The sequence below is a fragment of the Sciscionella marina DSM 45152 genome, assembly GCF_000379465.1.
In the GTDB taxonomy this organism is placed as follows: domain Bacteria; phylum Actinomycetota; class Actinomycetes; order Mycobacteriales; family Pseudonocardiaceae; genus Sciscionella; species Sciscionella marina.
Genome location: NZ_KB905380.1, coordinates 66,931 through 90,293, shown reverse-complemented (window position 1 = coordinate 90,293; position 23,363 = coordinate 66,931). Strand labels below are relative to the sequence as shown.

Genomic DNA, 23,363 nt, shown 5'->3' with positions numbered 1-23,363 from the left:
AAGCAGATGAAACCGCTCGGGCATCGGGCAACGCGGCACGAGCGTGGAGACCTTCGGGCCGAACACGCACCGCGGCCGCATCCACGAACGGCTCAGTGGGGTGCTCGCCGACGGTCACGAGGCGGTGAGATCGCGGTCGGCGGCAGAAGCCGCCGACCGGCAGGATCACTTCGGTTCGAGCAGGAACACCGGGATGCGGCGGTCGGTCTTCTTGCGGTAGTCGGCGTACGACGGGTAGGCGGCGACCGCGCGCTCCCACCACTCGTCGTATTCGGCGCCGTCGATCTCGCGCGCCACATAGGTCCGCGTTACGGTCCCGTCCTGCAACGGGAACTCGGGGTGCGCCTTGATGTTGTAGTACCAGGTGGGGTGTTCCGGGGCGCCGCCCTTGGAGGCGACGGCCGCGTACTTGCCCTCGTGCTCGACCCGCATCAGGGGCGTGTAGCGCAGCTTGCCGGACTTCGCGCCGCGCAGCGTCAGCAGCACGATCGGGGAACCGCGGATCTCGATTCCCTCGGTGGTTCCGGTCTCGAGGATCTTCTTCGTCTGGTCCTGTACCCAGCTCGTGGGGCTCAGCTCTACGGTTTGATCTGACATGCCGTGGTCAACACGCTCCGGGGCGCGACTATTCCCGGCCGGTTCAGCGCAGGGCGTCGGGGTGGTCACTGGCCGGGCCGTCCGCATTGCGCGCCGGCGGCTCGAGTGCCGCCGGACGGGCTGGTCCAGCATGCGCAGCCGCGCCCCTGAGCCACCGAACCCGGCGAGGCGTGGATCAGCGCCACGCAGAGGCCCGCGGCCACCAGCCCGTCTTCCCGTTCACCGTCGATTCGCACGGCGCGAGCGCGATGTTCGTGTACCCATGGTCGCGGTGACCCGGCTGCGTCGAGGTCCCGGCGCGGATATGGGGCTACCCGTGGCTGAGCCTGGGCGCCTACCAGGTCGAGTTTGTGGCGGGCCCGCCACCGGACAAGGCCGACATCGGGCGGCGGCCAGGAACTCGCCGCGCCGGTTTCCGAGGAGCGGGGCAGCTCGTGAGCGACCGCGCGGTTCGCTGGGAGCGGAACCACTGCCCTCCCGGGCGTGCCGGTGCCAGGATGAGGAAATGGCGGACATCCTCTCGTTCCAGCAACATCGCAGCCAGCGACACCGCGACCGGGCGCACGAGGACGAGCCGGAACCGCTGTGGCGTGAGCTGCTCGGTCAGCGCCTCCGGGCGACCAGGGAAGAGCGCGGCGGCCGCCTGGTGGACATCGCGGAGCGCGCCGGTATTTCGCCGCAGTACCTCTCCGAGATCGAGCGTGGCCGCAAGGAACCCTCGAGCGAGATGATCGCCGCGGTCACCGGTGCGCTCGAGATCGACCTCACCGGCCTGCTCACCGGCATCGTCGGGGACGTGCATCAGCAGCGGAACACGGGACCCGTTCCCGGGCACCGGCCCACGGGCCCCGTGCTCATGGCCGCCTGATTCGACCGCCGAATCAGGGACGGTGGTCAAGGACGTGGTCGGCGAGGCCGTAGCCGACCGCGCCCGCCGCGTCGAACACCCGGTCGCGGTCGGTGTCCCGGCGCAGTTCGGCGATCTCGTGCCCGGTGTGCGCCGAAAGGATCTCCTCCATCTGCGCGCGCACCCGCACGACCTCGTCGGCCTGCAGGATGAGATCCGGGATCGCGCCGCGGCCCTGTGCGGCGGGCTGGTGGAGCACCACCCGGGTGTGCGGCAGCACCCGGCGGTACCCGGATTCGCCCGCGGCGAGCAGTACCGCACTGGCCGCGACGGCCTGACCGACGCAGGTGGTGGCCACCGGTGCCTTGATGTAGCGCATGGTGTCGTAGAGCGCGAGCATCGCGGAGGGATCACCGCCCTCGGAATTGATGTAGAGGTTGATCTCCAGCTCCGGGTTGTCCTCCTCGAGATAGAGCAGCTGGGCGATCAGCGCGTTCGCCACCCCGGAATCGATCGCGGTGCCGAGGTAGACGATGCGGGCCGAGAGCAGGTGCGAGTAGATATCGGTGATCCGCTCGCCGCCCGCGCCACGGGTGATGACGTTGGGGATGGTGTAGGTGCTCATGCCTTCGCTCCCGCCGTCGAGCCGAGGCCCAGCTGATGGGTGCGCACCGGCACCACCTGGCCGAGGTCCTCGACGATGTGATCGATGAAGCCGTACTCGCGGGCCTGTTCGGCGGTGTACCAGCGATCGTGGAGTGAGTCGGAGAAGACGCGCTCCAGTGGTTGCCCGGTGTCCTCGGCGATGAGGCCGAGCACCGTGTCCCTGGTGTGCCGCAGATCGTCGGCCTGCACCTCGATCTCCACCGCCGATCCGCCGATCCCCGCCGAACCCTGGTGCATCAGCACCCGGGAATGCGGGAGAGCGAAGCGTTTCCCCGGGGTTCCCGCCGAGAGCAGGAACTGGCCGGCGCTGTAGGCGACGCCGAGCACCAGGGTGGACACATCGCAGGGCACGATCCGCAGCACGTCCCGGATGGCGAGCATCGCCGGAACCGAACCGCCCGGCGAGTGGATCCACAGCGCGACATCCCGGCGGGGATCCTCGCTGGCCAGCGACAGCAACTGGGTGGCAAGCACGGTTCCGTTGTCGTCGTCGAGCACGCCGTCGAGCACGAGCACGCGCTGGCTGAAGAACCGTTCGCGCATCCGGTGATCGAACAGCGGCTGCTTTTCGTTTTCCGTCATACCGCAGACGATGCCTTCACCCGGCGTGCGGATGCCTGCTTTGCTGCCCTCAGCAGAACCGCCCTCGGCAGCGCGGAGCACGCGTGGTCGACGGGTGTCGTGTCGTGGACCGGTGTTGTGCGACATCCGGGCAATGGTGGCGCTTCCACGTGACGGGCATGCTCTCCGGTGGGAAGGAGGCCGGATTCGATGACGGATGTGCGTGGTACGCCGGGATATCGCAGGCGCGCGAATTCCGCGGCGTGCTGCGGGCCCACGGTATCGAGTCCGCGCCGGCGATCCACCCGGAGCAAGCGCATCTCGTGCGGTCCTGTCCGGCCCGGACGGATGTCCTCGCCCGCATTCTGAACTGGTTCGAGCGGCACATGCCCGCTGATCGGAGGGACAGCGAATGACGACGGATGTGGTGGTGATCGGCGCCGGGGTGCTCGGCGCCTCGATCGCACTGGAGCTCGTCCGCCGGGACATGCGGGTGACCGTGCTCGACAAGGCAGGAGATGCGGGGCACGGTTCCACGGGTGCCTCGAGCGCGGTGGTGCGGTTCAATTTCTCCACGCTGGTCGGGGTTTCCGCGGCGTGGGAGGCCAGGTTCGGCTGGCAGGACTGGGCCGAGCATCTCGGCGCCGAGGTGGGTGAGCTGGCCCGGTTCGAACGCTGCGGGCTCGCGATGCTGGATGCCGATCCGGCACCACGTTCGGCGTATCTGCCGTTCTTCGACGAGGTGGGTGTGCCGTACGAGCAGTGGTCCGCCACCGAACTGCGGGAGCGGATCCCGGGAATCGACGCGGGCCGGTACTGGCCGCCCAAACCGATCACCGAGGACCGGTTCTGGGCCGAGGCGACCGAAACGCTCGGCGCGGTCTACACCCCGGACGCGGGATTCGTGACCGACCCACAGCTGGCCGCGCGGAACCTCGCCGATTCCGCACGCGCGCACGGGGCCGAGTTCCGGTTCCACGCGGAGGTTCGCGCGATCGCCCGGCCCGGGAACCGGGTGCGGGCGGTGACGCTCACGGACGGGACCGTGCTCCCGTGCGCGGTGGTGGTGAACGCGGCGGGCCCGTGGTCCGGCCGGATCAACGAACTGGCCGGGGTGGGTTCGGACTTCACGGTGCGCACCCGCCCGATGCGTCAGGAGGTGGCGCACGTGCGGGCCCCGCAGGGCAACGGAATCGGGATCGCGGTCGCGGACATGGATCTCGGCACCTATATGCGCGGCGAGTCCGGCGGCGGGCTGCTGGTCGGCGGCACCGAACCGGAATGCGATCCCTTCGACTGGATCGACGACCCGGACAGGGTGCACCCGCATCCCACGATGGCGGTGTTCGAGGCGCAGGTGACCCGCGCGGCTCGGCGATTCCCGGAACTGGCCGTGCCGAACCGGGCCCGCGGAGTGGTGGGGGTCTACGACGTGGCCGCGGACTGGACCCCGGTCTACGACCGCACCGAACTCGGCGGGTACTACGTGGCCATGGGCACCAGCGGGAACCAGTTCAAGAACGCGCCGGTGGTGGGGAAGTTCCTGGCGGCGATCATCGAACAGACCGAACAGGGCATCGATCACGACGAGCATCCGGTTCGGTTCACCGGCGAGCACACCGGACGCGTGCTCGACCTCTCGGCGTTCTCCCGGAAACGCCCGTACAACGCGGAGAACTCCGGCACGGTCATGGGCTGATCAGGTGAGGAGCACCGGACGAATGAGTGATATCGAGATTCCGGAGACGCGCATCGGCGCGGAAACCGATGAGGCGGCTGGGGTGCGGTTCCCCGATCTCTACCGGTGGTTGGAGGCCGACACCGCGGAGGTGAACCGCTGGCAGGACGCACAGGGTGAGGCGGCGGCCGCCTATGTGCGGGACTGGCCGCACTTCGACCGGCTGCGCGAGCTGGTGGAGCGTTACGACAGCGAGCGGTTTGGCTCGGTACCGGTATTCGCGGGCGGGTACTGGTTTCGGATCGAGGCGGTTCCCGGCGCCGAGCGGCCCAGCGTGCTGGTGTCCGGGGAACCCTATGGCGAGGCGCGGGTGCTGTTCGACCCCGGGACGGAGAACCCGCCGAAACCGCCGTTCCTGTCCTGGATCTCGCCCTCGCCCGATGGCCGCGTGCTCGCCGTCGGGGTGTGCACGGATGGCAGTGAGCGCAACACGATCCGCCTGGTGGACACCGAGACCGGCGCGCTGCTCCCGGATCCGCCGCCGCAGTTTCTCAAGGACAGTTGGACCGGCGGGGCGAAATGGTTGCCGGACTCCTCGGGGTTCTTCTTCACCGCGACCGACGAGGATCCGGTCAGCGCGGCACATCGGATCGTGCTGCACCTGCGCCGCGGTACACCCTCCACTGTGGACATCGAGGTGCCCTGGCTGCCCGGGGACGACTACCGCGCCGTGCTCGCCTCGGCCGACGGCCGGCGTGTCGTTGCGGTGCAAGGGCTCTTCGATCCGGTTCCGGTGGCGGTGGCGGAACTGACCGATCCGGTCGCGCTGCACTGGCGGCCGTTCGTCACCGATCCCGCGCTGAATCTCGCGGGCTTCCTGCTCGGCGAGGAATGGATCGCGGTCACCGACGCCGGGGCGCCGCGCGGTCGGGTGGTGGCGATCGGCCTGGACAGCCCGGCCCCGAACGATCCGGGCACCTGGCGCACCGTCGTGCCGGAGTCCGAGGCGGTGGTGCGGGCGGTGCGCCCGGTCGGGGATGTGCTCTATGTGCACGAGTTCGCCGACACCTACGCGGGACTGCGCGTCGTGGACCGGCAGGGCGCTGCGCGGGGAACGGTGGCGTTGCCGGGCAAGGGCGCACTCGGCGAGCTGCCGTTCGCCATCATGAACATTCTCGGCCCGGTACCCGAGGACCAGCTGGTGTTCTCGTTCAGCACGCTGACCAGTTCCTGGGGCACCTACCGGCATCGGCCGGGCACCACCGTGCTGGAGACCCTGCGCGAACCGGCCGCCCGGCTGGAGAACTGCGTGGTCGAGGACGGCTGGTCCACCTCCCCGGACGGCGCCCGGGTGCCCTATCACCTGGTGCGCCGCCGTGACCTCGCGCTGAACCGGCCGCGCCCGACGCTGTTGTGGGGTTACGGCGGGTTCGGCGCACCCTGGCTGCCCCAGTTTCCCGGTGCCATGGCCGCATTCGTCGCCTCCGGCGGGGTGTTCGTGCACACGCATCTGCGCGGTGGCGGGGAACTGGGCCGGGACTGGTGGGAGCAGGGCCGCCTGCAGGGCAAGCAGAACGGGTACGCGGACCTGTACGCGATCGCCGAGGACCTGATCGCCACCCGGGTCACCAGCCCGGATCTGCTCGCGCTCGCCGGCGGCTCGAACGGCGGGCTGCTGGCCGGGGTCGGCGCGACGCAGCGGCCGAACCTGTTCCGGGCGGTCGTGCCGCGGGTGCCGTTGCTCGATCTCATCGGCGGCTGCCGGGACGGCTACGGCCGGTGGGTGATCGACTCGGATTTCGCGCGTGTGGACGATCCCGAGGAGATCCGCCGCCTCGCCGGGTTCTCGCCCTATCACCTGGTGCGCGACGGGGTGGACTATCCGGCGGTGTTCATCGAGGCCGGGCACACCGATCCGCGCTGTCCTGCGTGGCATGCGCGCAAGTTCGCCGCCCGTATGCAGGCCGCCACCGCAGGAGATTCGCCGGTGCTGCTGCACATCTGGCGCGGTTCCGGACACGGCTGGGCCACCGACAGGGACATGCTGCTCACCCAGGAGACGGAGTCGCTCGCCTTCCTGGCGAAAGTCCTTGGCCTGACCCCGCCGGACTGATCGGCGTGATCAGGAGACCGAGCGCATCCCGCGCGGATCGGCCGTGGCCGGTTCATTGCGATAGGCCGCGGCGAGGGCACGCAGTTTGAGTCCCAGATGCAGGGTCAGCCGGTCCTCGCCACGGCTCAGCGCGCAGCCGCTGAGCCGCTCGATGCGTTTGAGCCGGTGGTACAGCGTGGCGCGGTGCACGTTGAGCTGCGCGGCGGTACGCGCGACATCGCCCGCGTTGTCCAGGTAGGTCTCCAGGGTGGCGAGCAGTTCACCGGATCCGTGTTCGAGTGCGCGTAGCGCGGGCACATCCGAGGCGGCAAGCAGGTTGCCCGCGGGCATGGTGAGCAGCAGTTCGTACGGCCCCAGCTCGCCCCATCGCGCGACCGGACCGAGCGAGGGGATGAGCGCCGCCCCGCGTGCGGCCAGGAACGCCTGCCGGTAGGAATCGGCGATGTGCCCGATCCGGTCGACCACCCCGCCGATCCCGAGCACCAGCCGCCCGCTGCCGTCGGTGAGCCGGGCGAACCGCTCGGTCAGCCGTGCGCAGATCTCGTCCAGTTCCTGGCGCGCGGGCGGTTTCCGCCTGCCGAGCAGCAGCCAGGCCCTGGACCGGTTGGCGGCCATGAGCGCACACCCGGTGGTGGTCGGATGCAGGTTCCCGGCCTCCTCCACCGCGGACTCCAGCGCGACATCCTCGGAGGCGACCTCGTCCGGGCCGAGCCGCTGCACCCCGATGATCTGGAAACGCACGCCTTCGCTGGGGAACAGCTGCTCGGCCCGGAGATCGTCCACCGCCTGGGACCGGATCGCGCGATCGGCGGACACCAGCTCCCACAGGATCGCCTCGTGCCGGGCCTTGGTGCGTTCGTGCACGACGAGGCGCCGGTAGAGCACCGCCCCGGCGCGGTCGGCGACCTCCCGGGCGGCCTTGCGGTGCCGTTCGCTGAACGAAGAGCCCGAATCGATCAGCCACAGATAACCGAGCAGCAGCCCGGCGCAGCGGATCGGCGCGCACAGCCGGTGCCGCGCCTGCTCCACCGGGGCGGTAACCCGGCCTGGGCCGGTCCACTGCGCGATGCCCTGCGCGAACACCACCTCGCGGATGTCCGGCTCGATCGAGCGGTTGAGCACCGAGGAGACTCGCAGCTCGTCCTCATCGCCGAAATGCCTGCTCGCCGCGAGCAGCCGGAGCGAGGGATCGTCGATCGCCACCGAGCGCTGCAGCCGTTCGGCCAGATCGTCGACGATCTCCTGCAGATCGTCCGCCATGACCAACGCACCTCCCATCGAACACCGTGCTCGACTCCCCACTGTGCACCGGTGCGGCCGGGAAGGCGAGCGACAGATGATGCGCCCGACCTATCGATGGTGCGACAGTTGACGCGGATGATCCAGTCCGAGGTCCGCCGGGAGCTTGCGCAGGGTGAACCAGAGGAACAGGGGTTCCGTCGCCCACCGCGAGGCGGGGTTGTTCGCGTCCACCCCGGCGATGGCGGGTTCGCGGACGGCCGTGACGGCAAGGCCCGCGGTGTTCAGGGCGGTGATGTAGTCCTGCAGCGGTCGCGCCCAGCCGGAGAACCGCATGGTCAGCCCGTCCCGGCTGTCCACCGAGTCGAACCGTTTCTGTTCGAAGTAGCTGCGTCCTTCGGTTTCCATGACCTGCTCGGTGAACGGGTGCACCACGGAGACGAACACCTCGCCCCGATCGGCGAGGACCCTGGCCAGTTCCCGGGCCGCGCCGGGCAGATCGTCCACATCCATGAGCATGTTGTAGGAGACGACCTTGTCGAAGGTGCCGTCGGCGAAGGGAAGCCCGGTGATCGGCGCGACCCGGTAGGCATCGGCCGAGTCCGCCGCACGTGCGGCCTCCACGAGTGTCTCGACCACATCGACCGCCGTGACCGTGTAGCCGAGGGCGCGCAGCTCGCGGGACACGCGGCCCTCACCGCAGCCGACGTCGAGCACGTTTCCCTTGCCCTCGCCGAGGAATTCGTGCAGCGCGCCGAGGTAGTTCCAGAAAACATCGTGCCCAGGTGTCCTGGCCCACGCGATCCACTGCTCGGCGACTTCGGTCCAATGCTTCCGATCCCTTGCCGTGTCCATGAGCGGCATTCTCACGTCTCCTGCGGGACGTGTCATCCGCGTTATTCGGCCGGTCGCGAGCCGTGCAGGATCCGCACCTCGCTGAGCACCACCGGGCACCCGGCGATGAGCGGACCGAGCTGGTCCAGGAACGCCGCAATCCGGTCCGGCCGGTCGATCAGCACCACTTCGGCCGGCGTCCGTTCCCAGGAGCTCACCAGCCGTTCGGTGTGCAGTGCACCGGATGCGCCGTAACCCTCGCAGCCGTGCAGCACGGTCGCCCCGGTCAATCCCTCCTCGGCCGCGCGGTGCACGATCTCGCTGAACAACGGCCTGCCGTGGCAGCGGTCGTCGTCGTGCAGGTGGATGCTCGCCCGTGTGCCCGGCTCGCCCGTGTCCATGGTGGCTTCAGTGCTCGAGGAGTTCGACGTGCTCGAGGGTCATCATGCCCCCGAGGGGCAGGTCCTCCAGATCCCGTGCGAACTCCGAAACCGGCTCGTCCTCGTCGATGATCGTGATCACCATCGGCAGTTCGTCGTTGAGCCGGAACACGTGTTCGGTGTGCACCCGCCGATGCGTCCCGAATCCCTCGATTCCGTGCTGTACCGTGGCTCCGGCCAGCCCGGCGCGCTGCGCACGGTGCACGATCTCGGCGTAGAGCGGTGCCCCGTGCCAGGTTTCCCTGTCGCTCACGTAGATCGTCAACCGGACGCGTTGCATGGTCACGCCTCCCGTGTTCGGGCTCAAGGCTCACCGTCAAGTGCACTCCGCGGGCGGGCATCAGTCAACTGTGCAGCACAGCCGCGCCGAATCGCGGTGACCTGCGCGATGGGGCCAGGCCGCCGAGACGCGGTCGCTCGACCCGCGGTGGACCGGGTCCCGGGGCGGCTGTACTTCGGTCCTGGGGGTTCACCGCGTGCGTTCGTAGTGGCGGCGTGCCTTCTCCCGGTTGCCGCAGACGGCCATCGAGCACCAGCGGGCCCGGTTGGCGCGGCTGCGATCGAGCAGGAACAACCGGCACTCGTCGTTGGCGCAGGGGCGCAGCCTGCCGGGCAGTCGTTCCTCGGTGGCGGCCCAGGCGAGCACGATCTCCACGGCCAGCCGGGCGTGCGGGGGAGTCCGGACCGTCCAGCGCAGACCGTCCGCGGTGAGCTCCGGCGTCTGGTGAACTCCGTCGAGCAGCGGGCGCAGCGCGGTGGGGGAACTTTCTCCGCGCACCACCGCTTCCACGAGGTCCCGCGCCTCGCGCAACAGCCCCAGTTCCGCACGACCGCCCTCGCCGCCGTGCTCGCGCGCCCACTGCCTGCCGCCTGCCGGGTCACCGAGCGCGTCCTGTTCCTCGCCGTTGATCAGTGGCCTGCTGTTGAGCAGGTCCAGCAGTGCGTCCATGGTGCGCCATCCTCTAACCAGATCGGATCCATTGACAGGTTAGTACATCACATGCTTGTCTGGCCAGGAATTAACCGGATCGAACTTTTGAAGGGGTTAGGCATGACTTCGGTGCACCACAGAACCACCACCGTTCGCGGGCAGGAGATCTTCTACCGCGAGGCCGGGCCGGCCGAGGCTCCCGCGATCGTGCTGCTGCACGGGTACCCGACGAGCTCGTTCATGTTCCGCGAGCTCATTCCGCTGCTGGCCGGCGACTATCATGTCCTCGCGCCCGATCACCTCGGTTTCGGCCGCTCCGCCGCGCCGGGCGTGGAGGAGTTCACCTACACCTTCGATGCGCTCGCCGAGCTCACATCCGAACTGCTCGGGCAATTGGGCCTGAACCGCTACGCCCTCTACGTCCAGGACTACGGTGCCCCCATCGGCTGGCGGCTCGCGCTCGCTCACCCGGAACGGATCACCGCCATCGTCACGCAGAACGGCAACGGTTACGAGGACGGATTCGTCGACTCGTTCTGGAACGACGTCTGGGCCTATGCGGCGAATCCCGGTCCGGAGACCGAACCCGCCGTTCGTGCCGCGCTGAGCCTGGACGCCATCCGCTGGCAGTACCTGCACGGCGTGCCCGATCCGAGCCTGGTCAGCCCGGACACCTGGGAGCACGACTTCGCCCTCGTCTCCCGCGCGGGCAACGACGAGGTCCAGCTGGCGCTGCTCCGTGACTACCGGAACAACCGCCCGCTGTACCCGCTGCTGCATGAATTCCTGCGCAGCGGCGAGGTTCCGGTGCTCGCGGTGTGGGGCTGCAACGACGAGATCTTCGGCCCGGCCGGTGCGCAGGCTTTCGCCCGCGATGCCCGCGATGCCGAGGTGCACCTGATCGACGGCGGGCACTTCCTGCTGGAGAGTCATCTGGACGTGGTCGCCGGTTATCTGCGCGGCTTTCTCGGCCGGGTGCTCGGCACGAACCAAGAGCGCATTGCACGATGACGCCACCTGCTGCGCTGCAACGTCGGCGAAGTACCTTCGCATGCCAGATCGGCGCTGCCATGGCCTCCAGTGCCGGCTGGCACGGCGGGCATTGTCGTCAATGACCATAGCTGCCGCTATGGCTCAATCCTCAGCCTTGCTGATCCCGGGTGCCGGTGCCCCGTAAAGACACCGCCGATCTGATCCCCGCTCGCAACGGAAGTCATCATGCAACGAACTCTGAACAGACCGGTATAGAACCGCGCTAGTGTGGCTGCATGCCGGACGTCATCGACTGGACCCCGAAGGCACGCGTGGTGCTCGAGGCCGCGGCGGAACTGTTCTACGCGCACGGGATCCACGCCGTCGGGGTCGATGTGATCGCCGAACACGCGGGGGTCACCAAGAAGACGCTCTACGACCGGTTCGGTTCGAAGGAGCGGCTGGTCGTGGAGTACCTGGCCGAACGCAACAGGCAGTGGTGGGCTTTTCTGGACCGGTATCTGGAAAAGGCCAGGCCCGATCCGGTGGCCCGGGTCGCCGCGGTCTTCGAAGCGGCGGCGCGGTGGGCGTGCGAGCGGGGCCGGAAAGGGTGCGCCATGATCAACGCGCACGCGGAGGTCGGCGACCCGGCCCATCCGGCCTATTCGGTGCTGACCGAGCAGAAACGCCGGATGCTCGCGCTGTTCACCGAGCTGTCCACGGAGGCGGGCGTCATCGAACCGGAATCGGCCGGAGCGCACCTCATGTTGCTGCATGAGGGCGCGCTCGTCTGCGCGGGCATGCACAGCGTCGGGGACGCCTTCACCCGCGCGGGTAAGGTCGCCGCGGATCTGCTGCGCTGACCGCGCCGCCGGCGAGACGGGGCTAACCTGGTCCGCGAATTCCCGAGAACTCCGGATACCGGCAGAGGAGCCGAACATGTCAGAGAACGCGGATGTCGTCGTCGTCGGAATGGGGCCGGGTGGGGAGCATGTCGCGGGCTCGCTCGCCGCGGCCGGGCTGGACGTGGTAGGGATCGATTCCCGGCTGGTGGGCGGGGAATGCCCGTACTTCGGGTGTGTGCCGAGCAAGATGATGATCCGCGCGGGGAACTCGCTCGCCGAAGCGCGCCGGGTGCCGGTGCTGGCCGGGGATGCGCAGGCGCGCGCGGATTTCGCGCCGGTGGCGAAACGGATCCGGGAAGAGGCCACCACCGACTGGGACGATGAGATCGCGGTCCGCCGGTTCACCGGCAAGGGCGGCCGGTTCGTGCGCGGGCGTGGCCGGGTGACCGGTCCGGACACGGTGCGCGTCGGCGATCAGGAGTTCATCGCGGACCGGGCGCTCGTCCTGGCCACCGGAACCGATCCGGCGGTGCCACCGATCCCGGGTCTCGCGGGGACCCCGTTCTGGACGAACCGGGAGATCGTGAAGGTCGAGCAGGCGCCGGAGTCGATGGTGGTGCTCGGTTCGGGGGCGATCGGCATCGAGCTCGCGCAGGCGTTCGCCAGGTTCGGCACGGCCGTGGACATCGTCGAGCTGGCCGGCCGGGTGCTGCCGCTGGAGGAGCCCGAGGCGAGCGAGGTGCTGGCCGGAGTACTCGCGGCGGAAGGGATCGGGGTGCACACCGGGCAGGCCGCCGAACGGGTCGCGCACGACGGGCAGCGGTTCACGGTGTCCCTCGGATCGGCGGAGCTCACCGCCGAGGCGCTGCTCGTGGCGGCCGGGCGCACCGTGGACCTGGCCGGGCTCGGGGTCGGCGCGCTCGGCCTGGATACCGGTGGCAAGGCCCTGGAGACCGACGCGTTTCTGCGGGCCGCCGACGGGGTGTACGCGGTCGGGGACATCACCGGCAAGGGCGCGTTCACGCACATGTCGATGTATCAGGGACAGATCGTGGTCGACCACATCCTCGGGCGGGACACGATCGGCGCCGAGTACCACGCCGTGCCGCGGGTGACGTTCACCGATCCCGAGGTCGGCGCGGTCGGGCTGACCGAACAGCAGGCCCGGGAACGGGGTTACCCGGTACGCACGGCGACCGCGCAGGTGCCGTCCTCGGCGCGCGGCTGGATACACAAAGCGGGCAACGAGGGGATCATCAAGCTGGTCGAGGACAGCGATACCGGGGTACTGCTCGGCGCGACCAGCGCGGGCCCGCACGGTGGCGAAGTGCTCTCCGCTCTCGCCGTCGCGGTACACGCCAAGGTACCGGTGCGACGGCTGCGGCAGATGATCTACGCCTATCCGACCTTCCACCGCGGTATCGAGGACGCGCTCGGTCAGCTGGCGTGAGCGTCACCCGGCATGCCAGCTGGCTGGAGCTGTTCTTCGACCTCGTCGTCGTGGTGGCGGTCAACCAGCTCGCGCACCTGCTGCACGGTGGCGCCGCGCACGGCCCGGGCGCGCTGGACATCGTCGCGTTCTTCACCCTGTACCTGGCGATCTGGCTGGTGTGGGTGACCTTCACGCTGTATTCCAACGTCGTCGCCGAGAAGGTGCGGGTGTCGGCGATGTTCGTCGGCATGGCCGGGATCGCGGTCATGGCCGCCGCCGTGCCGCACAGCATGGACGGCCGCGCCGCGGTGTTCGCCTCCGCCTACCTGGCCACCACCGCGATCGGGTCCAGCGCGTTCCAGCGCTCCGGGACGGTCGTGCTCAGCTGGACCGCAGCCTCCCAGAATGCCGGCCTGGTGCCGTGGATCGTCTCGTTCTGGGTCGGGAATCCGTGGGGCAAGCTGGGACTGTGGCTGTTCGGGCTCGCGCTCACCTTGACGGTCAGCGTGTTCGCGAGCCGTGGGGATCACGACGAACTGCTCGCGCGGCTGAACGAACGGGCGCGGCGGCGGGCGGAGTCCCGGCTTCCGGTGATCGAGGCCGCGCAGTTGGACACGCGGCATCTGGGGGAGCGGCTGGGCCTGTTCGTGATCATCGTGTTCGGTGAGGCGATGCTGCAGGGTGTCCGGGCGGTGGCGGGAGTCGAGGACTGGCGGCCGGGTGCCGGTGCGGGCTGGTTGCTGTTGCTCGCCGTGGTGTCCGCCTTCCTGTTGCTGATCACCTTGTGGTGGTTGAACATCCGGCACGGTTTCGCCGAGGAGACCCGGTTCCCGGCGGCGCTGGTGTTGCCCGCACACTTCGTGGTGATCGCCTCGATCACGACCGTCGCCGCCGGTCTCGGGGCGGTCGCCGCCGGGCCGGTCGCACACCTCGCCCCGTCCTCGGCCTGGCTGATGTGCGGTGGCACCTCGGCCTTCCTGCTGGTGATCGATTTGCTGGTGGCACACGCGCGCCGATGGCCGCTGCGCGTGGCCGCGCTCCTGGTGCCGTTGGTGGCCGCGATAGCGGCGCCATGGCTGCCCGCCGCGGTGCTCGTGACCGCGATGGCGGTGGCGGCCGGTGCTCAGCTGCTTGCCTTGAGCACCAAGCGGATCACCCGGGCTTGATCAACTTCGGCGAGCTGTTGACACTGCCACCGAGTCGCCCTACCGTTCCTGCAGACGAAAAACAAATTCCATATTACAGAATGTTATTCGTTCTGTGGTGACTGCCCGGCGCACCGGGATCCGTGGTGTGCGTCTGACCGACATGAGTTCGTGACCGGTAGCAGGCAGGGAGCGCTGATGTCCGTACAACGAGGTACCCGATCGGCAGCCGAACGGCACCCGGTCGATCAAGTCCCGCCGCCATGGCAACTGCTCGCCGCCGGCGTGCAACACGTGGCCGCGATGTACGCGGGGGTGGTGGCGCCACCGCTGATCATCGGCGGGGCGGTCGGCCTTTCCCCGCTCGAGCTGAGCCTGCTGATCGGGGCCAGCCTGTTCACCGCGGGCATCGCCACCATGCTCCAGTCGCTCGGTGTATGGCGCATCGGTTCCCGGCTGCCGCTGGTCAACGGCGTCTCGTTCGCGACCGTCGCACCGGTTCTCGCGATCGCGAAGCAACACGGCACCCAGCAGGCGCTGCCGATCGTCTACGGCGCCACGCTGATCGGCGGCGTGTTCGTGGTGCTCGCCGCACCGTATTTCGGCAAACTCACCAGGCTGTTTCCCACCGTGGTCAGTGGCACCGTGATCACTCTGATCGGGCTCTCGCTGTTCCCCGTCTCCATCGGCTGGATCAGCGGGACCAACGCGAGCGCGCCCGATTACGGTGCCCCGCGCAACATCCTGCTCGCCGCATGCACGCTGGTGATCGTGCTGCTGTGCAACCGGTTCCTGCGCGGATTCGCCCAACGCATCTCGCTGCTGATCGGCCTTGCCGCGGGCACCCTGCTGGCCTGGCCGCTCGGCGCGGTGCACGCGAGCTCGCTGGCCCAAGCCCCCGTGTTCAGTCTGGTCACCCCTTTGCATTTCGGCGCACCACAGTTCGATGTGGCCGCGATCGTGTCGATGTTGATCGTGATGCTCACGGTGATGACCGAGAGCACCGCCGACATGGTGGCCCTCGGTGAGGTGGTGGACCGGCCCGCGGGTGAGCAGACCATCGCCGCCGGGCTGCGTGCCGATGGTCTCGCCACGGCGGTGAGCGCGGTCTTCGGGGGCATGGCGTGTTCGGCGTTCGCGCAGAACATCGGATTGATCGCGCTGACCAGGATCGTGAGCAGGTACGTGGTCGCGGTGAGCGGTGTGATCCTGTTGCTGCTCGGTCTTTTTCCGGTCGCCGGTGGGGTGGTCGCGCTGGTACCGCATCCGGTGCTCGGCGGTGCCGGTATCGCGCTGTTCGGTTCGGTCGCCGTCAGCGGCGTGAAAACCCTCGCCTCCGCGGATCTGACCGTGCCGGGCAACGTGCTGATCGTGGCCACCTCGATCGGGATCGGGCTGATTCCCATTGTGGCTCCAGGGTTCTACCACCGCTTCCCGCCCATGGTGCAGACCGTGCTCGGCTCGGGGATCTGTGCGGGCGCCGTGGTGGCCGTATTGCTGAACCTGTTGCTGCGCGGCGGGAAGCAGCGAGATCCGGTCACGGATTCCTGAGCGGGCGGGTGCCGCGCAGGAATTGGGCCACCGCGGTCTCCACGAGTTCGTCGAGCAGCTCCCCGGCGATCATGTCGCCGTTGATCATGGTGGTGATGCCGTGCACGGTCGCGTACAGGACGAGGCCGATCCGCTCGGGATCGCCGGGCTCCAACGCGCCATGAGCCTGCCCCTGCTCGATCAGTTCGATCAGTGGCCCGAAGGCGGCACCCGCTGCCTCGGCGATCCGGGGTGCCTCCGGCCGGTGCTTGCTGGTGTACATCAGCTCGAGCAGCGCGGCGTTGTCCGTGGCGAAGTGGGCGTAGGCGGTCACGCTGTCGCGCACTCGCGCGGAGAAGTCGTCGGCCGCCTCCGCGAGGGCGGATCGCAGAGTGTCCGCCAGCCGCAGGAAACCGCTTTCGGCGAGCGCGTCGAGCAGCGCCTGGCGGTCCGCGAAATGCCGGCGTGGTGCGGCATGGCTGACGCCGATCTCTCTGGCCAGATCGCGGAGCGAGAGCTGATCGGCGCCGTGCTCGCGCAGCCCGCGTTCGGCCGCGTCGAGCAGGGCGGTGCGGAGGTTTCCATGATGATACGAGCGCGGTTCGGCTTCGGGCACGGCGCCGAGCTTAGCCGTGAGTGTTTCCTTTGACAACATTGTTTCCGCTGTCTACATTGAGGTCATGACACCATTCTCCACTTCGAATGTCCCCTCCATGGCCGGTTGCACCGTCGTCGTCACCGGTGCGAACAGCGGGATCGGCCGGGTCACCGCGCGAGTGTTCGCCGACCGTGGTGCGCGGGTCGTGCTGGCCGTGCGCAGCCGAGAGAAAGGGCAGACCGCGGCTGCGGAGATGACCGGCCGTGTCGAGGTTCGCCTGCTCGACCTCGCCGATCTGTCTTCGATCCGCTCCTTCGCGCGGGAGTTCACCGAGCCGATCGATGTACTGATCAACAACGCCGGACTCACCGTGCCGCCACTGCATCGCACCGCCGACGGGTTCGAGCTGCAGTTCGGTACCAACCACCTGGGCCATTTCGCCCTGACGAACCTCCTGCTGCCGCGCATCCGGGAACGCATCGTCACCGTGGCCTCCCTCGCGCACCGGATAGGCTCGGTCGATCTCGCCGACCCCAACTGGGAACGCAGACCGTATCGGGCGATGCGGGCCTACGGGCAGTCCAAACTCGCCAACCTGTTGTTCACCGCGGAGCTCCAGCGCCGGCTCGGTATCATCGGTTCCACGGTGATCGCGACGGCTGCACATCCCGGAATGTCGGCCACCAACCTGGTGCGGTCCGAAGGGCGCGGCGCGGGGTTCCGCATCGGGAAAGCCGTGATCGATCTCGTCACCCAGAGCGCGGAAGACGGTGCCCTGCCCACGCTCTACGCCGCCACCGCCGAGATTCCGGGCAACAGTTACGCCGGTCCGGGTGGTCTCCTGGAAAGCCGCGGTGCGCCGAAACTCGTCGGGCGTACGGCGAAGGCACGGGATGCCGTGGCGGCGCGAAGGTTGTGGGAGCTCTCCGAAGAGCTGACCGGCGTCGCGTTTCCCTTGCCGATCCCGGGTGCCGGGGGAGCGGCCATCAGCAGGTCCACCACATAGGTCTCGGTCACCAGTTCATCGGGGAAAATCGCGCGCAGGCGCTCGCGTTCCTCGGTGAAAAAGGCCCGGTTCGCCGTCTGTTCCGGCACCAGGAACGCCGAGCGGCTGCCGATGTCGGCGAGATGCGTGCGGAGTGGAACCGTTCGCCGCCAACGGATGTGTCTGCGCGGCACACGCAGACCGGTCAGGCCCGCGAGCCGGACGGCTTGACCGTCGTCCGGACATTCCGCGGACCGCGCGGGTATTCCGCAATGGTGCGCGATCCGCGCATGCTGGTCGCGGATCCACGGTACGTCGAAAGCCGTGGTGTTCCACCAGATCGCGAGCACGCTGCCCGGGTGTAGCACGCGCAAGGCCTCCGGGACCGACCGTGTCGGTCCCCAGCCAGGACTGCGCATAAGTGATCAGACCCTGCGAGGAATCGGCGAGGGGGAGGGTATTGCCGTCACCCCGGACGATCGGCGCGGCCGGAAGGGCTCGGCGAACCTCCGCGGCCACCCTCCCCCGGGATCCACAGCGATCAGCCCGGCGCCCCGCTGTTGCAGAAGAGTCGACGCGATCCCGGTGCCCGCACCGATATCGGCCACGCGAATACCCGCCGGCGGCCGGTTCAGGAACTCTCGATGCCCCTCGACGAGCGCGTGAGATCGCGGTCATCCTCCCATCATCGGTGATCGAGCTCGGGCCGTCCTTGTCCGGGTGTGCGGATGAGCGGGGTCACCCAGCCTGCGGTGCCTTGTTGTTCGCCGCCAGCTCGGCGAGCGCGTCGAGCAGCACCGTGACCTGAAGTTCCGGATCGAACGCGCGCTGGACGCCGAGGCCGATGCCGAGCGCGAGCAGGTGGGTGGCGACATCCTCGGCGGGCGCGGGCAGGGTGATACCGAAGGTCTCGGCCTGTTCGTGGAGTAGTTCGGCGAGTGCGGTCGTGACGCGGCGGCGCCGGTCGGCGAGCGCGGCCCGGACTTCCTCGATGTGCCTGGTGCTGGTGGCGAATTCCACCTCGAGCGCCGTCCAGCCGACATCGCCGATGTTGGTCTCGGCCCACCGGCCGAAGGCGGCGAGCTTGTCCTCGAACGTGTCCGCGCCGACCAGCAGGGTGACGACGGCGGCGATCCGCTCGCGCTGCACGGCTTCGAGGACGGCGAGGCCGAGCTCGTGCTTGGTGGCGAAGTTGGAATAGACGGCGCCTTTGCTGTACCCGGCCGCCTCGGCGACCTGGCCGAGCGAGGTCGCGTTGTAACCGCTCGCGAGGAAGAGGTCCTTGGCGGTCTCGACCAGGCGCGCGCGAGTCTGCTCCTGCGTCTCTTTTCTGGTCAGCCGGGCCATGGACACACCGTAGCAGTTGGGATACCGTTGACATTCAAATACCGCTGGTTTTTGAATGAGGTAGACGATGAGCGCACCGAGGCGCGGACTCGCGATCGGTTGTGGCGGCACCTTGGGATTCGCCTGGACCGCGGTCCTGCTGGGCGCCGTAGAGGAGGCTCTCGGCTGGGATCCGCGCACGGCCGATGCGCTGATCGGTACCTCGGCGGGCTCGGAGCTCGTGGCGGCCCTCGGTGCGGGCCGGAGTCCGGCCGATCTGCTTGCCGCGCTGGATGGCTCCCCGCACGCCGACCCGGTGCTGAGCGCGCACGTGGATCGGGCTCCGGGCCCGGTTCCGCCGCGCCCGGCCCTCGGTTTCCCCGGACTCGGCCTGGTCCGGACGGGGCTGCGGACCCGCCGGCCGTACACCGCCGCGGCGGGCCTGCTCCCCCTCGGACGCGGCGATGCGAGCTGGCTGCGCGCCTACGGCGATGCCCTCGCCGCGCCGCACGGCTGGACCGCGCACCAGCGGACCCGGATCGTCGCCAGTGACACCGGAACGGGCGAGCGGGTCGCGTTCGGCAGCCCCGGTGCGCCACGGGCGGAGCTCGGCGAGGCGATCGCGGCTTCCTGGGGGATTCCCGGCTGGTTCCCGGCGGTGGAGATCGCCGGTCGCCGCTACCTCGACGGCGGCTCGGTCTCCTCGGTCTCGGCCGATCTGCTGCTTCCGCTCGAACTCGACGAGGTGGTCGTGCTGGCACCGATGACCTCCCGCGGTGGTGCCCGGGCGCGCGGACTTTCCCGCGTCGAACGGATTCTCCGCGCCCAGATGACCAGGGGACTGGATCGTGAGGTCGCGCGGCTCGAGGCGGCCGGAACCCGGGTGATCCGGATCGAGCCGGCCGCGGCGGACCTGGCGGCGATGGGTGCCAACTTCATGCGGGCGCGCCGCCGCGCGGTCACGCTCGCGACCGCGCGGCGCACCGCGGCGGACACCGTCGCCGAGGCTCTCGGGCACGGCGAACGTCAAGGAACACGAGCACGACCGAATTGAGGAGTCGTTGGTATGAGCCGGTATCCCACGATAGAACTCGACGGTGCACTGGTCGCGGTGACGGGTGCGGCGCGCGGCATCGGGCTGGCGACCGCCCGGGCGTTCGCCGAACGGGGTGCCTCGGTCGCGCTCGGCGACCTGGACCACGAGCTGGCCCGTGCCGCTGCCGATGAGCTCGGCCCACGAGCCTCGGCCCATCGGCTGGATGTCACCGACCGGTCCTCGGTGCGGGATTTCCTTGCCGAGGCGCAGGAATCGCACCACGGGCCGCTGGAGGTGCTGGTGAACAACGCCGGTGTGATGCCGAACGGGGCGTTTCTCGAACAGTCCGACGCGGTCGACGAACTGACCATGAACGTGAACGTGTACGGACTCATTCACGGAATGCGTGCCGCCGCCCCGGGAATGATCGAACGTGGCCGTGGGCACATCGTGAACGTCTGCTCGCTGGCGGGAAAATTCCCGGTCAAGGGTCTCGCCGTGTACAACGCGAGCAAGTTCGCCGCGGTCGGTCTCACCGCGGCGACCCGGCTCGAACTCGAGAACACCGGGGTGAGCGTGAGCGCGGTCCTGCCGAGCGCGGTCAAGACCGAACTGTCCTCCGGAATCGACTACGGCCCCTTGCCCGCGGTCGAACCGGAGGACATCGCGGCCGCCGTGGTGCGATCGGTCGGCAACCGCAAGGCCGAGATCGCGGTTCCCGGCTATGTCGGCACCGCGCAGGTCCTGTCCACACTCGTTCCGGAAACCGTGATGCGTGCCGTGCGCGCCGCCGTCCGCGATGACCGGGCCATCACGGCGGTGGACACCGAGGTGCGCAGCACCTATCTCGACCGGATCGGCAAGGGCTGATCGCCTTGGCGCTACTGGGATTCCGGACTCAGCTCCGTCGAAGCCCCGTTGGCCGCACCGGTTTCCGGCCGGTCCCGGAGTCGGCGAATCCGGCCCACCGCGAGGATGGCGAGCAGGCATGGCGCGATCCCGCAGGCGAACAGCATCGAGTAGTTGGTGCCCTCGGGGGAGGCAACGGCCAGTAGCAGCGGGCCATAGAGCGGAACCAGCGAACTGGGCAACGTCAGCGCGATGTTCACCACCCCCATTTCCCGTGCCGCCTCGTCGTCCGCGGAAAGAAGTTCGGCGGGCAGGCCGAAATGGCCGCAGTAGTATCCGCCGCAGCCGAGCCCGGTGATCGCCGCACCGAGGTAGAGCCCTGGCATGCTGCGGAGCGCCACGATGGTGAACAGCCCGATGGCGAGCAGCAGGCCCGCGAACACCATCGTCTGTTTGCGGCCGCCGATGCGATCGTTGAGCCAGCCCGCGAGCAGACTGGTCGGGACCGCGAGGCCGTAGGTGATCAGGTTCACCAGGAACGCCACGTGCGGCACCTCGGCGGCTGCGATGCCGAGCCCATCGGAGAGGAAGTAGACGAGATAGGTGGACAAGGTCCCGGTCCCGATGGACAGCAGGAAGATCACCAGGCAGGCCCAGGCGAAGTCCGGATTGCGGCGCGGCCGGACGGCGAAGGTCCGGGTCAGATCGCGCAGCGTCAGCGGCGCACGGTTCTCCTTGGCGAGCCGCCGGTCGCGCAGCACCACGCACAGCACGAGCACGGTGACCGGAGCCGGGAGGGCGGGGAGGACGAACATCCAGAACGGCGGAAGCGTGGAAACCGCCTGTGCGACAAAGCTTCCGAGTACCAAGGAGACGGGGAAGCAGATCCCCATCAGCCCGCTGACCAGGCCACGCCGACGCGCCGGGATCTGGTCCGGGAGCAGCGCCACGACGGCGGTGAGGGTTGCGTTGTAGAAGGTCTGGGTGATGCACCAGCCGAGCACTACGATGGCCACGGTCGACGCGAAGGCGACCATGATCAGTCCCGCGGTTCCGGCGAGAACTCCGATGACCAGCCACGGTTTGCGCATCCCGAACCGGGATGCGGTGCGGTCGCTGAGCTGGCCGAACACGGGGTTGGCGATGACCGCGCACAGCGCGCCGAGGCCGAGCGCGAGCGCCAGCCCGCCGACCTTGCCCTGCGGGTCGATCTGCCCGATGCGCAGGGCGACGGTGAGGTTCGCCGGGGTGATGATGGCGAGATAACAGGCGAACAGGGTCGCGATGTAGGCGACCACGAACCCGGTTCCGGGGTGCCGTGTGGACTGTCCGCCAGTGCCCGTGTGCGTCATTGCTTTCTCCCGGGGAAGGATCGATAACGCGTGACACACAGAGGAAAGCGGGCCACGCGGCCGCCGCCGCGCGGCGACGCTTCCGGCTTCCCGGGCGTGAGACAAGAAGAATAGTCCGGTGTGCGGCGCGCTGTGTCAAGTCCGGGAACCGGGAAGCGATCCGATGCCGCCGGGGGAGAGGGTGTGTTCCACCGCGGCCACGATTCCACCGGCCACGCCGGCGAACCGGCCGAGTTTGCTGTGAGTGAGCACCAGGTTCCGGGTGGCCAAGGGCAGCGCCCGACGGTAGACGACGCTGCGGATCCCGGCCAGTACATCGTCCCCGGAGGCCGTGATCAACCCGCCGAGCGCGATCGTGCGCGGATTGTAAGAGTGCACCAGCATCGCCACGACCTCGCCGATGGTCTCCGCGGCCGCCCGGATGCCGCGCACCACGCTGGGTTCGCCGTCGTGCAGTGCCTTGGCCAGATCCTCGATGGTGCGCAGTGCGGGCTGGTCCTGTTGCAGCGAGCGCAGTACGGCACCGGCGGAGGCCACGGCTTCGACACAGCCGACGTTCCCGCACTGGCAGACTGTGTCGTCCGCGCCGGGAACCCGGACGTGCCCGATATCGCCTGCCGCGCCGTCGGAGCCGCGGTGGATGCGCCCGTCGGCGAGCACCAGGCCACCGCCGATCCCGGTACCGATCTTGAGGAACAGCAGCGGACCGGCATCGGCGGGGCGGGACCGTGCCTCACCGAGCGCCATCAGGTTCACGTCGTTGTCCACGAGGACCGTGCAGGACAGGCGTTCGCCCATCACCTGGCCCACCGGGAACCGGTCCCAGCCGGGCATGATCGGGGGGCGCACCGGGGATCCGGTCTGCGCGTCGACCGGTCCCGGCAGCCCCATGGCCAGTGCGCTGAGTTCCGCACGGCCGATACCGAGTTCGCCGAGCAGATCGCTGATCAGCTCGGTGAGCCGGTCCAGCGCCGGTTCCGGCCCCTGCGCCAGGTCGAGGGTGATCTGGCGCTCGGCGAGGATGGCCTGGGTGGTGTCGGCGACGGCCAGCCTGCTGGTGTGCACCCCGAGATCGGCGGCGACCACGATGCCCGCGCGCGCGGCGAGGCCGAGGCGTTGCGCTGGCCTGCCCCGGCCGTTGTGCTCCGTGGCCCCCAGCTCGACGAGGCCGGAGCGCAGCAGCGCGTCGAGGTGCCCGTTGAGGGTCGAGCGGGCGAGTCCGGTCGCCCGGAGTAGGGCCACGCGGGTGTTCGCCGAGCCGGATGCGATCAGCCGGAGCAGTTGACTGCGGATCCGGTTCTCGGCATCCGCCGGTGAGATGTCCGGATGGGAGAGTCGCAGGGGCGTCCAGGCGGTCATGGCCCCGACCTTAGGCCAATAATGACGG

The 23,363-nt window shown here is 69.2% G+C and carries 24 protein-coding genes; 12 read left to right on the top strand and 12 right to left on the bottom strand.

Going from position 1 to position 23,363, the window contains the following annotated elements; genetic code table 11:
- Positions 1–165 precede the first annotated feature (165 nt).
- On the bottom strand, positions 166–597 hold the full coding sequence (locus A37U_RS0100360; RefSeq protein ID WP_020494606.1) for a nitroreductase family deazaflavin-dependent oxidoreductase: 432 nt from the start codon (positions 595–597) through the stop codon (positions 166–168).
- Positions 598–1,102: 505 nt separating this feature from the next.
- Here A37U_RS0100360 and A37U_RS0100350 point away from each other — a divergent pair.
- Positions 1,103–1,465 (top strand): helix-turn-helix domain-containing protein, encoded by a 363-nt coding sequence (locus tag A37U_RS0100350; protein ID WP_020494604.1) that lies wholly within the window; start codon positions 1,103–1,105, stop codon positions 1,463–1,465.
- Positions 1,466–1,478: 13 nt separating this feature from the next.
- Here A37U_RS0100350 and A37U_RS0100345 read toward each other — a convergent pair whose 3' ends face one another.
- On the bottom strand, positions 1,479–2,069 hold the full coding sequence (locus A37U_RS0100345; protein WP_020494603.1) for a ClpP family protease: 591 nt from the start codon (positions 2,067–2,069) through the stop codon (positions 1,479–1,481).
- The gene (locus A37U_RS0100340) at positions 2,066–2,692 is read right to left on the bottom strand and encodes a ClpP family protease (RefSeq protein ID WP_020494602.1); all 627 of its coding nucleotides are present in this window, start codon (positions 2,690–2,692) and stop codon (positions 2,066–2,068) included. Before A37U_RS0100340 ends, A37U_RS0100345 begins: the two co-directional genes overlap by 4 nt.
- 149 nt (positions 2,693–2,841) lie before the next feature.
- Between A37U_RS0100340 and A37U_RS0100335 the strand changes: the two genes are divergently transcribed.
- Genes A37U_RS0100335 through A37U_RS0100325 form a run of 3 tightly spaced genes read left to right on the top strand, consistent with a single transcriptional unit; the run spans position 2,842 to position 6,462 of the window.
- Positions 2,842–3,087 (top strand): alpha/beta hydrolase, encoded by a 246-nt coding sequence (locus A37U_RS0100335; RefSeq protein WP_157182554.1) that lies wholly within the window; start codon positions 2,842–2,844, stop codon positions 3,085–3,087.
- The gene (locus A37U_RS0100330; RefSeq protein ID WP_020494600.1) at positions 3,084–4,370 is read left to right on the top strand and encodes an NAD(P)/FAD-dependent oxidoreductase; all 1,287 of its coding nucleotides are present in this window, start codon (positions 3,084–3,086) and stop codon (positions 4,368–4,370) included. The genes A37U_RS0100335 and A37U_RS0100330 overlap by 4 nt, the downstream gene beginning before the upstream one ends.
- Positions 4,371–4,392: 22 nt before the next feature.
- The gene (locus A37U_RS0100325; RefSeq protein WP_020494599.1) at positions 4,393–6,462 is read left to right on the top strand and encodes a prolyl oligopeptidase family serine peptidase; all 2,070 of its coding nucleotides are present in this window, start codon (positions 4,393–4,395) and stop codon (positions 6,460–6,462) included.
- Between the two features lie 9 nt (positions 6,463–6,471).
- Here A37U_RS0100325 and A37U_RS47990 read toward each other — a convergent pair whose 3' ends face one another.
- The 5 genes from A37U_RS47990 to A37U_RS0100300 all read right to left on the bottom strand — a co-directional run bounded on the left by A37U_RS47990 (position 6,472) and on the right by A37U_RS0100300 (position 9,924).
- Positions 6,472–7,722: a helix-turn-helix domain-containing protein gene (locus A37U_RS47990; RefSeq protein ID WP_020494598.1), complete on the bottom strand. Its 1,251-nt coding sequence runs from the start codon at positions 7,720–7,722 to the stop codon at positions 6,472–6,474.
- Between the two features lie 90 nt (positions 7,723–7,812).
- Positions 7,813–8,556: a class I SAM-dependent methyltransferase gene (locus tag A37U_RS0100315; protein ID WP_157182552.1), complete on the bottom strand. Its 744-nt coding sequence runs from the start codon at positions 8,554–8,556 to the stop codon at positions 7,813–7,815.
- A 41-nt stretch (positions 8,557–8,597) separates the two neighbouring features.
- Positions 8,598–8,936 carry a DUF190 domain-containing protein gene (locus A37U_RS0100310; RefSeq protein ID WP_020494596.1) on the bottom strand — a complete coding sequence of 113 codons (339 nt, stop codon included), beginning with the start codon at positions 8,934–8,936 and terminating at the stop codon, positions 8,598–8,600.
- A gap of 7 nt (positions 8,937–8,943) precedes the next feature.
- Positions 8,944–9,255 carry a DUF190 domain-containing protein gene (locus tag A37U_RS0100305; protein ID WP_026196748.1) on the bottom strand — a complete coding sequence of 104 codons (312 nt, stop codon included), beginning with the start codon at positions 9,253–9,255 and terminating at the stop codon, positions 8,944–8,946.
- Positions 9,256–9,444: 189 nt separating this feature from the next.
- Positions 9,445–9,924, bottom strand: a complete 480-nt coding sequence (locus A37U_RS0100300) for a CGNR zinc finger domain-containing protein (protein ID WP_020494594.1) — start codon at positions 9,922–9,924, stop codon at positions 9,445–9,447.
- A 102-nt stretch (positions 9,925–10,026) separates the two neighbouring features.
- Here A37U_RS0100300 and A37U_RS0100295 point away from each other — a divergent pair, with 102 nt between their 5' ends.
- From A37U_RS0100295 to A37U_RS0100275, 5 genes are all read left to right on the top strand, one after another.
- Positions 10,027–10,917, top strand: coding sequence for an alpha/beta fold hydrolase (locus tag A37U_RS0100295; protein ID WP_020494593.1), 891 nt, complete (start codon positions 10,027–10,029; stop codon positions 10,915–10,917).
- A 257-nt stretch (positions 10,918–11,174) separates the two neighbouring features.
- The gene (locus A37U_RS0100290; protein WP_020494592.1) at positions 11,175–11,741 is read left to right on the top strand and encodes a TetR/AcrR family transcriptional regulator; all 567 of its coding nucleotides are present in this window, start codon (positions 11,175–11,177) and stop codon (positions 11,739–11,741) included.
- A gap of 76 nt (positions 11,742–11,817) precedes the next feature.
- Positions 11,818–13,173, top strand: coding sequence for a dihydrolipoyl dehydrogenase family protein (locus A37U_RS0100285; protein ID WP_020494591.1), 1,356 nt, complete (start codon positions 11,818–11,820; stop codon positions 13,171–13,173).
- Positions 13,170–14,321, top strand: a complete 1,152-nt coding sequence (locus A37U_RS47985) for a low temperature requirement protein A (RefSeq protein ID WP_020494590.1) — start codon at positions 13,170–13,172, stop codon at positions 14,319–14,321. Before A37U_RS0100285 ends, A37U_RS47985 begins: the two co-directional genes overlap by 4 nt.
- A gap of 177 nt (positions 14,322–14,498) precedes the next feature.
- Complete coding sequence (locus A37U_RS0100275; RefSeq protein WP_020494589.1) at positions 14,499–15,851, top strand: nucleobase:cation symporter-2 family protein; 1,353 nt, start codon at positions 14,499–14,501, stop codon at positions 15,849–15,851.
- Here A37U_RS0100275 and A37U_RS0100270 read toward each other — a convergent pair.
- On the bottom strand, positions 15,838–16,446 hold the full coding sequence (locus A37U_RS0100270) for a TetR/AcrR family transcriptional regulator (RefSeq protein WP_020494588.1): 609 nt from the start codon (positions 16,444–16,446) through the stop codon (positions 15,838–15,840). The two genes, A37U_RS0100275 and A37U_RS0100270, sit on opposite strands and share 14 nt — an antisense overlap.
- Before the next feature lie 64 nt (positions 16,447–16,510).
- Between A37U_RS0100270 and A37U_RS0100265 the strand changes: the two genes are divergently transcribed.
- Entirely contained in the window at positions 16,511–17,434 is a 924-nt protein-coding gene (locus tag A37U_RS0100265; protein WP_040586385.1) for an oxidoreductase, read from the top strand.
- 717 nt (positions 17,435–18,151) lie between these two features.
- Here A37U_RS0100265 and A37U_RS0100260 read toward each other — a convergent pair.
- On the bottom strand, positions 18,152–18,760 hold the full coding sequence (locus tag A37U_RS0100260) for a TetR/AcrR family transcriptional regulator (RefSeq protein WP_020494586.1): 609 nt from the start codon (positions 18,758–18,760) through the stop codon (positions 18,152–18,154).
- Between the two features lie 67 nt (positions 18,761–18,827).
- Here A37U_RS0100260 and A37U_RS0100255 point away from each other — a divergent pair, with 67 nt between their 5' ends.
- Together A37U_RS0100255 and A37U_RS0100250 are read left to right on the top strand one after the other, a co-directional pair.
- Positions 18,828–19,793, top strand: a complete 966-nt coding sequence (locus A37U_RS0100255) for a patatin-like phospholipase family protein (RefSeq protein WP_020494585.1) — start codon at positions 18,828–18,830, stop codon at positions 19,791–19,793.
- A 12-nt stretch (positions 19,794–19,805) separates the two neighbouring features.
- Positions 19,806–20,645 (top strand): SDR family oxidoreductase, encoded by an 840-nt coding sequence (locus A37U_RS0100250; RefSeq protein WP_020494584.1) that lies wholly within the window; start codon positions 19,806–19,808, stop codon positions 20,643–20,645.
- 11 nt (positions 20,646–20,656) lie between these two features.
- Here A37U_RS0100250 and A37U_RS41775 read toward each other — a convergent pair whose 3' ends face one another.
- Together A37U_RS41775 and A37U_RS0100240 are read right to left on the bottom strand one after the other, a co-directional pair.
- Entirely contained in the window at positions 20,657–21,976 is a 1,320-nt protein-coding gene (locus A37U_RS41775) for an MFS transporter (RefSeq protein ID WP_020494583.1), read from the bottom strand.
- A 135-nt stretch (positions 21,977–22,111) separates the two neighbouring features.
- Positions 22,112–23,335, bottom strand: a complete 1,224-nt coding sequence (locus A37U_RS0100240) for an ROK family transcriptional regulator (protein ID WP_020494582.1) — start codon at positions 23,333–23,335, stop codon at positions 22,112–22,114.
- Between the last annotated feature and the right edge of the window lie 28 nt (positions 23,336–23,363).